Genomic DNA, 8,945 nt, shown 5'->3' with positions numbered 1-8,945 from the left:
TTTGCAAGGCGCGCACGCGCCGCTCCATCACCGCGGCGCGGGTGCGGGCGAGCACCAGCGCCGCGAAGGCCAGGGTGAAGCCCAGCGCGCAGACCAGCAGGGGGTACAGGATGTCCGCGTGCAGCGCTGGCGCGCCGATGCGGGTGACGCTGGCCGGCTGGTGCAGGGTGTTCCACCAATCCACGCTGAACTTGACGACCGGCAGGTTCACCGCCCCCGCCAGCGCCAGCATCGCGCCCATCCGGGAGCCCCGCTCCGGATCTTCAAAGGCGCGCACAAGCGCGGCGTGGCCGAGCCAGAGGAAGAACAGCACCAGCACGCTGGTCAGCCGTGCGTCCCACACCCACCACGTCCCCCACATCGGCCGGCCCCAGATGCTGCCGGTGGCGAGGCAGAGCGCCGTCACCGCGGCGCCCACCGGCGACAGTTCGCGGCAGGCGAGGTCCGCTAACGGGTGCCGCCAGACGAGCGCGATGGCGGAGCCGATCGCAAGCCCCGCGTAGCCGCCCATAGCCAGCCAAGCCATCGGCACGTGTATGTGGAGGATGCGGACCGTCTCGCCCTGTTGCCAATCCGGCGGCGAGAAGAACAAGGCCCAGGGCAGCCCGACGGCGAGCGCCAGCACGGCCGCGCCCGTCAGCCAGGGCAGTACCCGGCCGGACAGCCGCAGGAACCGCCCGGGATTGGCGAAGCGGTGCAGGCTCCGGCCACCTCCGCCACGCGCCGCGGAAGGGCCCCGCGGCGGCGGCACGTCATCGGGTGTCAACGTTTCCACGCCTCTACATTAAGGTGTGATCGCCGCGGGTTGAAGCGCTCAACCGCCCGGCAACCCACTAATCTAGTTGCAAGTTCAGAAGGGTTCCCGTTTTGGCGCACTGGCTTGTCAAGAGCGAACCCGACGCCTTTTCCTGGGAAGACCAGGTCAGAAAGGGCACGGAACCCTGGACCGGCGTGCGCAACGCCCTGGCGGCCAAGCACCTCCGGGAGATGCGCCGGGGCGACCGCGCCTTCTTCTATCACTCCAACACCGGCAAGGAGATCGTCGGCGTGGTCGAAGTGGCGCGCGAAGCCTACCCGGACCCGACCGACCCCACCGGGCGCTGGGTCTGCGTGGACGTGCGCGCCGTCGGGCCGATGCCGGAACCGGTCGGGCTCGCCGCCATCAAGGCGGAGCCGGCGCTGGCCGGCATCGCCCTGGTGCGCCAATCGCGTCTTTCGGTGATGCCGGTCTCCCCGGCGCATTGGGCCGCGATCTGCCGCATGGGCGGCTGGCGTGACGAGAAGCGGCCGAAGAAGGCGGCGGCCGCCGGATGAGGCTCGAAGGCTCCTGCCATTGCGGCGCGGTCAAGTTCCGGCTGCGCTCGGAGCACCCTTACCCGTACCAGCGCTGCTACTGCTCCATCTGCCGCAAGACCCAGGGCGGGGGCGGCCACGCCATCAACCTCGGCGGCGACGCCCGGACGCTGCGCGTCACCGGCAAGCAGCACGTCTCGATCTACCACGCCAGGATGCGCGAGGCGGGTGTGAAGCGCGCGGGCCGCAGCCCGGCCGAGCGGCACTTCTGCTCCAGGTGCGGCAGCGCCTTGTGGCTCTACGACAAGCGCTGGCCCGACCTCGTCCACCCCTTCGCCTCGGCGATCGACACGCCCTTGCCGGCCGCGCCGCGCTCCACCCACATGATGCTGGGCTCCAAGGCGCCCTGGGTGGAGGTCGCGGCCAAGCGCGGCGACCGGCGCCATGACGAATACCCGGACGAAAGCATCGCCGAGTGGCACGAGCGGCTCGGCCTGACGCGGGAAGGGGAGGGTTAGCGCGTGCGGGCTGGTGGCGAGGCGGCCGCGGTGGCGGGACCGGGCGAGCGGACGCTGTGCCGCCTGGACGACATACCGGACGGCGGCGCCCGCGGCTTCCCCGCCGCGCCGGGCGGCTTCACCGGCCTGTTCGCGGTGCGCCGCGGCGACCGGGTGTTCGTTTACGTCAACTCCTGCCCGCACATCGGCCTGCCGCTGGAGCCGCTGCCCGACCGTTTCCTCGACGCCCGCCGCCAGAACATCGTCTGCTCCGCCCACGGGGCCCGCTTCCGCGTGGAGGACGGGGTGTGCGTCAGCGGGCCATGCCTGGGCGACACGCTGGAAGCGGTGGAGGCGCGGATCGTGGACGGGGCGGTGGTGGTGCCGGCCGACGCGGGGCTGTGAGGGCGCGTCTCCCCGAGGCGCTCCGGTCCCCAGCGCCGACCGCGCCCAGGATCCGCGCTGACAAAAGCGGGAATGCCGCACTCCAGAGTTGACGTTACGGCCATCATCCGGAATGATGCGCCCTCGGAAAATCGAAGGATGAACGCAGGGGCGATGGGCACCAACGCGCCGCCATGAGTGACGGCAGCCCGTTCGGGTTGCGCGACTGACTTCGACGCCCGTGGTTTGGGGGCTTGGTGTCGCTCGTCGTGGCCTGGCCCGCTTCGCGCGCGGCGATACGCCGCGCGTCGTGCCCTGAACGATCGACTGCGCTTAGCGCCCTCCCGGCAAGGGAGGGCGTCATGCACGCGGCGCCTGTGAGTCCCCATGTCCTTCGAAACACACCCGCACACGGCCCTGACCGGGGTTGCCGATCGCGCTCGCGCATCAGCCGGGGTGGTGCCCCGCTTTCCCGTAGCCTTCTGGAACGCGCGTCCTGATCCGGATCGGCGCCGCGCCGGCACGGGCTCGGCCGGGTCGAGGCTTCTTCCTGCCCATTCCCTTCCTGCGCCGGCGCCTTCGACGGCAGGGGGCGCGCTGTGAACGAGATCCGTTCCCTGACCGCGCTCCGGGGGGTGGCCGCCCTCTGGGTGTTCGGCTTCCACCTCTGGCTGCTCGACCACGCCTCGCCCGCCCCCGCATACGACGGCACGCCCGCCGCGACGCTGTTCGAGCACGGGTGGACCGGGGTGGACCTGTTCTTCATCCTCAGCGGCTACATCCTGGCGACGGTCCACCCGGGCCTCTCCGCCGCCGGCACGTCCCGGTTCCTCGTCCGCCGCGCCTTCCGCCTCTACCCCTTGCATGTTGCCACGACCCTCGCGCTGGCCGCGGGGGTGGCGCTCGCTTCCGCGGCGGGCATGGAGCTGTCCCGCGACGGGCGCTACAGTTGGGACGACCTGCCGGCGTCGCTGCTGCTGCTGCACACGTTCTTCTCCGAACCGAACCGGTGGAACTCCGTCACGTGGTCGATCAGCGTCGAACTGGTCTGCTACGCCCTGCTGCCGGCGGTGCTGCCGGTGATGCGGCGCGTGCCGCGTCGCGGCCTGGTGGCCGCCGCCTTCGCCCTGGGCGCCGCGGCGGCCGTGTGGATCGTGGCGCTCGACGCGCCGTCGCACGGTTGGCCCGCCCTGGTCCGCGGGCTGTTCGGCTTCTACCTCGGCTGCTGCGTCGCGCTCGCCAGCGCCGGGCCGGGCGGGGAGGCGGGGTCGCGCTTCGGGCGGCACGCCGGGGCGTGGGCGCTCGCCGCGGCGGCCGTGCTCGCCTTCGGGGTCGTGGCGGACCTGCCGAGCTTGGTCCCGCCCTGCACCGCCGTCCTCGTCGGGGCGCTCGCGGCCGAGCGCGGAATGATGGCGCGGGCGCTGAACGCGGAGCCGCTGGTGTGGCTGGGCCGCGTGTCCTTCTCGATCTACCTGTTGCACATGCCGGTGCTCGCGGTCCTGGAGCGCCTGATGCCGTTGCACAAGCTGCCCCTGTCGCCGCTCGGCGGCGCGCTGCTGCGGGACGCGGTCGCGCTGGCCGTCGTCCTGGCGGCTTCCGCTCTCGCCTACAGGCTCGTGGAAGAGCCGGGGCGTCGGCTGCCGTCGCGCCTGGGCCTGCTCGCGCCCCGGCCCACCCCGGCATGACCGCGGGAGGCGACACCGCGCGGCGGGCCGGACCCGCTCCCCGTTCGGAGGGGCTGTCCCGCCCGCCGCGCCGCATGCTCCACCGCCGCCTCGTCCGTCGCGCCGCCCTGGCGTACGTCGCGCTCCTGCACGCCCTCGCCTTCGTGCCGGTCGCCGCGCCCGACCTGCCCGCCCGGTTGGGCAAGCGGTGGGGGCTGCTGCCGCCCGACGACATGGAAGACAGGTTCATCGAGCTAACGCTCCCCGTGGTGGAGCAGGCGCGCCTGGACCGGGCGGTGCCCGAAGCGGCCCTGGTCGTCCTCGGCGACAGCATCGCCAAGCAGATCGACGCGGCCCGGCTCGGCGAGAACGCCGTCAACCACGGCATCGGCGGCGACACGGTCCGGATGCTCACCTGGCGCCTGCCGGTCCTGCCCTCGGTCGAGCGCGCGCGGGCCGTCGTGGTCAACGCCGGGGTGAACGACCTCAAGTACCGCCCCGCCCCGGCCATAGCGGCGGATTACCGGACCCTGCTCGCCCGCCTCCCTCCCTCGGCCGCGTTGGTCATGGTCTCGCCGCTGCCTGTCGACGAGGGCGCTCCTTGGCCCCGCCGCAGCCTCCACCTGCGCAACGCCAACCTGCGGTCCTTGAACGTGGCGCTGCGCCCCGTTTGCGAGGAGCGCCCGAACTGCCGCTTCGTGGACGTTTGGCCGGTCTTCTGGGACGCCGCGGCCGGGGGCCTGCGGCCTTCCCTCCACAGCGGCGACGGTCTGCACCTGTCGCCGGCGGGAAGCCGGGAGCTGGAGGCGCTGATCCGGGGCGCCATGGGCGCGCGCACTGGCCCGAAGGACGCGGCGTAGGAGCCGATCGCCCGCGCGGCGCGGGCGTGGCGCCCGGATGGCCGCGCCGGTCATTCCGAGAAGCAACCGACCGCTCGCGGCCCGCCATCGGCACGCAGCGCTTGTCCCGGCCACGGCCGCCGCCACACTATAAGGCGATGGCAGCGCCCCTTTCCGCCACCGCCGGCCCGGAGCCCGACCCGGACTTCGCCGAGCTGGTCGCGGCCCGCCCCCACCTCTCCGCCAACGCCTTCGACGGGCTGACGGTGGAGGAGGTGCCGCTCGCCCGCATCGCGGAGGCCGTCGGCACGCCCACCTGGGTCTACTCCGCCGGCGCGCTCCGCCGCCGCGCCCGCGCGCTCCGCGCCGCGCTGGACGGCGCCGGGCTCCGCGCCTCGATCCACTACGCGGTGAAGGCCAACGGCAACCTCGCCGTGCTGCGCGTGCTCGCCGCCGAGGGCCTGGGCGCCGACGTCGTGAGCGAGGGCGAGTTGCGGGCCGCCCGCGCCGCTGGCGTCCCCGGCTCCGCCATCGTCTTCTCCGGTGTGGGCAAGACCGAGCGCGAGCTGCGTCTCGCCCTCGCCGAAGACATCTTCCAGATCAACGCCGAGAGCGCCGAGGAGCTGGAAGCGGTCTCCGCCCTCGCCGCGTCGCTCGGCCGCACGGCCCGCGTGGCGCTCCGGGTCAACCCGGACGTGGACGCCCGCACCCACGCCAAGATCACCACCGGCCGGTCGGAGAACAAGTTCGGCGTGCCCATCGCCGACGCGCCGGCCCTCTACGCCCGCATGGCCGCGCTGCCGGGGATCGAGCCGGTCGGCGTCGCCGTCCACATCGGCAGCCAGATCACCGCCGGCGTTTCCGCCTTCCGCGCCGCCTACGCCCGCTTGGGCGAGTTGGTGCGCGAGCTGCGCGCCGCCGGGCTGCCCTTGCAGCGCGTGGATTGCGGCGGCGGCCTCGGCATCCCCTACCGCGACGAGCCGGCGCCGCTGCCCGAAGCGTTGGCCGGCGCCATCCGCCACGGCCTCGGCGACCTCGGCCTGCCGGTGATGCTGGAGCCCGGCCGCTGGATCGCCGGTCCCGCCGGCGTGCTGCTGGCCTCCGTGGTGGTGCAGAAGCAAGGCGCCGCGCGCCGCTTCGTGGTGCTCGACGCCGCCATGAACGACCTGCTCCGCCCGGCCATGTACGAGGCGTGGCACGGCATCCTGCCCGTCTCGCCGCGCGCCCTGGTGGCGCCGTGCTCGCCCGCCGACGTGGTCGGGCCGGTCTGCGAGACCGGCGACACCTTCGCCCGCGGCCGCGCCCTGCCGGCGCTCGACCCCGGCGCCTTGGTCGCCCTGCTCGACGCCGGCGCCTACGGCGCGGTGATGAGCAGCACCTACAACATGCGCCCCTTGGCCGCGGAGGTGCTGGTGGACGGCGCCCGCTTCGCCGTGGTGCGCGACCGGCAGGACCACGCCGCGCTGCTCGCCGGCATGCGCGTGCCGCACTGGTTGGAGGACGCGCCATGATCAACCTCCGGGGCGGCCCCGAGGCGGCGCTGGAACGCCGCCGCCTGCTGTCGCGCGCGGCGCTGCTCTGGGAGTCGGTTTGGCCGCGCCTGTGGCCGGCGCTCGGCCTCCTCGGCCTCTTCCTCGTGCTGGCGCTGCTCGAACTGCCGCAGGCGCTCCCCGGCGGGTGGCATACGTTGCTGCTGGCCGCCGTCGCCGGAGGGATCGGCTTTCTGCTGTGGCGCGGCTTCCGCGGCTTCCGCCCGCCCGGCGACGCGGCGGCGGAGCGCCGGCTGGAGCGCCAATCCGGCCTGCGCCACCGCCCCCTCCAGGCGCTCGCTGACCGCCCGGCGGCGGCGTCGGACGACGACCCAGCGGCGCAAGCGCTGTGGAAGGCGCACCAGGAACGGGCCGCGGCGCAGATCGCCAAGCTCCGCGTCGGAGCGCCGCGCCCCGGCCTGCCGGCGCGCGACCCGGTGGCGCTGCGCGCGGCGCTGGGGCTCGGCCTGGTGTCCGCCGTCGTGGTGGCGTGGGGCGACGCACCGGAACGGCTGCGCCGCGCCCTCCTGCCCGAATTCTCCCGCCCGGCGCCTGCGCCCGCCCAGCGCCTGGAAGCCTGGGTGACGCCGCCCGCTTACACCGGCGCCGCGCCGGTGTTCCTCGACCCGGCCGGTGGCGCCGCGACGGTGCCGCAGGGCAGCCGGTTGCAGGTGGCGGTGTCGGGCGGCAGCGGCGCCCCGCCGCTCCTAACCACCGACGCCGGCGACGCGACGTTCCGCGCCCTGGACGGCGCCAGCTTCCTGGCGGAAACGCCGCTGGAGACCGGCGGCAAGCTGGCGGTGCGGCGCGAAGGTCGCACGCTGGCGGCCTGGACGCTCTCCGTGCAGGCCGACGCGCCGCCCACCGCCGCCTTTTCCGAACCGCCCGCCCGCGCCCAGCGGGGCCTCGGCACGCGCCTGCCCTGGCGGGCGGAAGACGATTGGGGCTTAGCATCGCTCCGCGCCGAAGCGCGGCTCAAGGCCCGGCCGGACGCGCCGCCTTTGGTGCTCGAACTCTCCCTGCCCGGCGGCAACCAGAACAAGCACGCGCGCGGCACCGCGCAGCCTGACCTCTCCGCCCACCCCTGGGCCGGGCTCGACGTGGAATTCCGGCTGGTCGTGCGCGACGGCGCCGGCCAGGAGGGCCGCTCCGACGCCGCCGCGCTGGCCCTGCCGGAGCGCTCCTTCAACCACCGCGTGGCGCAGCGGGTGATCGCCGTCCGCAAGGCGCTCTCGCTCGACCCCGGGGCCCGCCGGCCGGCGCGCGCCGAATTGGAGTCGATCGCCGCCGCGCCGGAACTCTTCGAGCACGACGTCGCCACCTACCTCGCGCTCCGCGCCGCCCGCACCCGCTTGATGGTGGACCGGCGCCCGGAAGCGATTTCGGAGGTGCAGGACCTCCTGTGGGAGGTCGCCCTGGCGCTGGAGGAGGGCAGGGACGGCCGCACCCTCCGCGCCCTCCAGCAGGCGCGCGAAGCGCTGCGCCGGTCGCTGGAAGAGGCCGAGCGCCTGGACCGCGAACAGCGCGAAGCCGATCAACAACGGCGCGAAGCCGAGGAGCGCGAAGAGGCGGAGCGCCGCGACGGCCAACAGCGCCAGGAGGACGGCAAGACGCAGGAGCAGCGCGACGCCGAGCGCCAGCAGCGCGAGCAGGCCGAACGCGAGCGCCGCGAAGCCCAGGACGAGCAGCGCGCCGAACTCCAGAAGCGCATCCAGGAGCTGCGCGACGCGATCCGCCAGCACCTCGAAGCCCTGGCCGAGAAGCTGCAGCGGGAGAACGCGGAGGCCATGCCCTTCGACCCGCAGAACCGCCTGATGGACCAGCGCGAGCTGAACCGCCGCACCGAGCGGATGCAGGACGCCGCGCGCGAAGGCCGCACGGAGGACGCCAAGCGCGAACTCGCCGAGTTGGAGGAGATGCTCCGCGCGCTGGAGGAGGGCCGCGTCGCCCGCCAGGAGAACCAAGAGCGGCAGGGCCAGCGCCAGCGCGGCCAGCAGCAGATGGGCGTGGTGCAGGACATGGTGCGCCGCCAGGGCGAGATGCTCGACCGCAGCCACCAGCGCGCCGACGCCGACGAAGGGCGCCGCGCCCAGGAGCGCCGCCAGCGCCAGCTCCGCGACCAGGGCCTGCGCTGGCCGCCCGAGCCGCAGCAACCGCAGCGGGGCCAAGGCGAATCCACGGACCCGCAAGCGCGCGAGCAGAGCGCCCAGGACGCCCGCCGCCAACGCGCGCTGCGCCGGGCGCTGGGCGAGCTGATGCAGCAGTTCGGCGACCTGACGGGCGAGGTGCCGGAGGCGCTCGGCCGCGCCGACCAGGCGATGCGCGACGCGCAGGAAGCGCTGCGCGAGGGCGGCGACGCCCGCGACCCGCAGGCCCGCGCCATGCGCGCCTTGCAGGAAGGCGGCCGGCAGATGGCGCAGTCCATGCAGCGCCAGTTCGGCGCCGCGCCGGAGGACGGCCAGGACGGCGGCGATGGCGACGACATGGCCGGCGACCCGCAGAACGGCGGCGAAGGCCAGGACCGCGCCCAGGCGCAAGGCGAAGGCCGCGACCCGCTCGGCCGCCGCCGCACCGAGACCGGCGGCAGCAACGAGGAAGGCGCCGACACCCGCGTCCCCGACGAGGCGGAGCTGCTGCGCACGCGGCGCATCCAGGAGGAACTGCGGCGGCGCGGCGCGGAGAAGGCGCGGCCGGTGGAGGAACTGGACTACATCGACCGGCTGCTGCGGCGGTTCTGAC

At 74.5% G+C, this 8,945-nt stretch carries 8 protein-coding genes; 7 read left to right on the top strand and 1 reads right to left on the bottom strand.

Going from position 1 to position 8,945, the window contains the following annotated elements; all coding sequences use genetic code 11:
- Nucleotides 1-766, bottom strand: a 766-nt coding sequence (locus ABD067_RS15440) for a heme ABC transporter permease (RefSeq protein ID WP_408871562.1), incomplete at its 3' end; no start/stop codon positions are given.
- A gap of 101 nt (nucleotides 767-867) precedes the next feature.
- Between ABD067_RS15440 and ABD067_RS15435 the strand changes: the two genes are divergently transcribed.
- The 7 genes from ABD067_RS15435 (at nucleotide 868) to ABD067_RS15405 (ending at nucleotide 8,944) form a co-directional block, all read left to right on the top strand.
- Nucleotides 868-1,314, top strand: coding sequence for an EVE domain-containing protein (locus ABD067_RS15435; RefSeq protein WP_343896237.1), 447 nt, complete (start codon nucleotides 868-870; stop codon nucleotides 1,312-1,314).
- Nucleotides 1,311-1,811, top strand: coding sequence for a GFA family protein (locus tag ABD067_RS15430; protein WP_343896236.1), 501 nt, complete (start codon nucleotides 1,311-1,313; stop codon nucleotides 1,809-1,811). The genes ABD067_RS15435 and ABD067_RS15430 overlap by 4 nt, the downstream gene beginning before the upstream one ends.
- Nucleotides 1,812-1,814: 3 nt before the next feature.
- On the top strand, nucleotides 1,815-2,195 hold the full coding sequence (locus ABD067_RS15425; protein WP_343896235.1) for a Rieske (2Fe-2S) protein: 381 nt from the start codon (nucleotides 1,815-1,817) through the stop codon (nucleotides 2,193-2,195).
- A gap of 578 nt (nucleotides 2,196-2,773) precedes the next feature.
- Entirely contained in the window at nucleotides 2,774-3,859 is a 1,086-nt protein-coding gene (locus ABD067_RS15420; protein WP_343896234.1) for an acyltransferase family protein, read from the top strand.
- A 74-nt stretch (nucleotides 3,860-3,933) separates the two neighbouring features.
- Nucleotides 3,934-4,698, top strand: coding sequence for an SGNH/GDSL hydrolase family protein (locus ABD067_RS15415; RefSeq protein ID WP_343896233.1), 765 nt, complete (start codon nucleotides 3,934-3,936; stop codon nucleotides 4,696-4,698).
- Nucleotides 4,699-4,835: 137 nt separating this feature from the next.
- Nucleotides 4,836-6,188, top strand: a complete 1,353-nt coding sequence (gene lysA / locus ABD067_RS15410) for a diaminopimelate decarboxylase (RefSeq protein ID WP_343896232.1) — start codon at nucleotides 4,836-4,838, stop codon at nucleotides 6,186-6,188.
- A complete protein-coding gene (locus ABD067_RS15405) occupies nucleotides 6,185-8,944 on the top strand; it encodes a DUF4175 domain-containing protein (protein WP_343896231.1) in 2,760 nt (919 codons plus the stop codon). The genes lysA and ABD067_RS15405 overlap by 4 nt, the downstream gene beginning before the upstream one ends.
- Nucleotide 8,945: the final 1 nt, after the last annotated feature.

Origin of the sequence: Craurococcus roseus (assembly GCF_039523795.1) — a bacterium.
Classification (GTDB): domain Bacteria; phylum Pseudomonadota; class Alphaproteobacteria; order Acetobacterales; family Acetobacteraceae; genus Craurococcus; species Craurococcus roseus.
The sequence above is the reverse complement of the archived record's forward strand: the minus strand, read 5'-3'. Positions and strand labels throughout refer to the sequence as shown.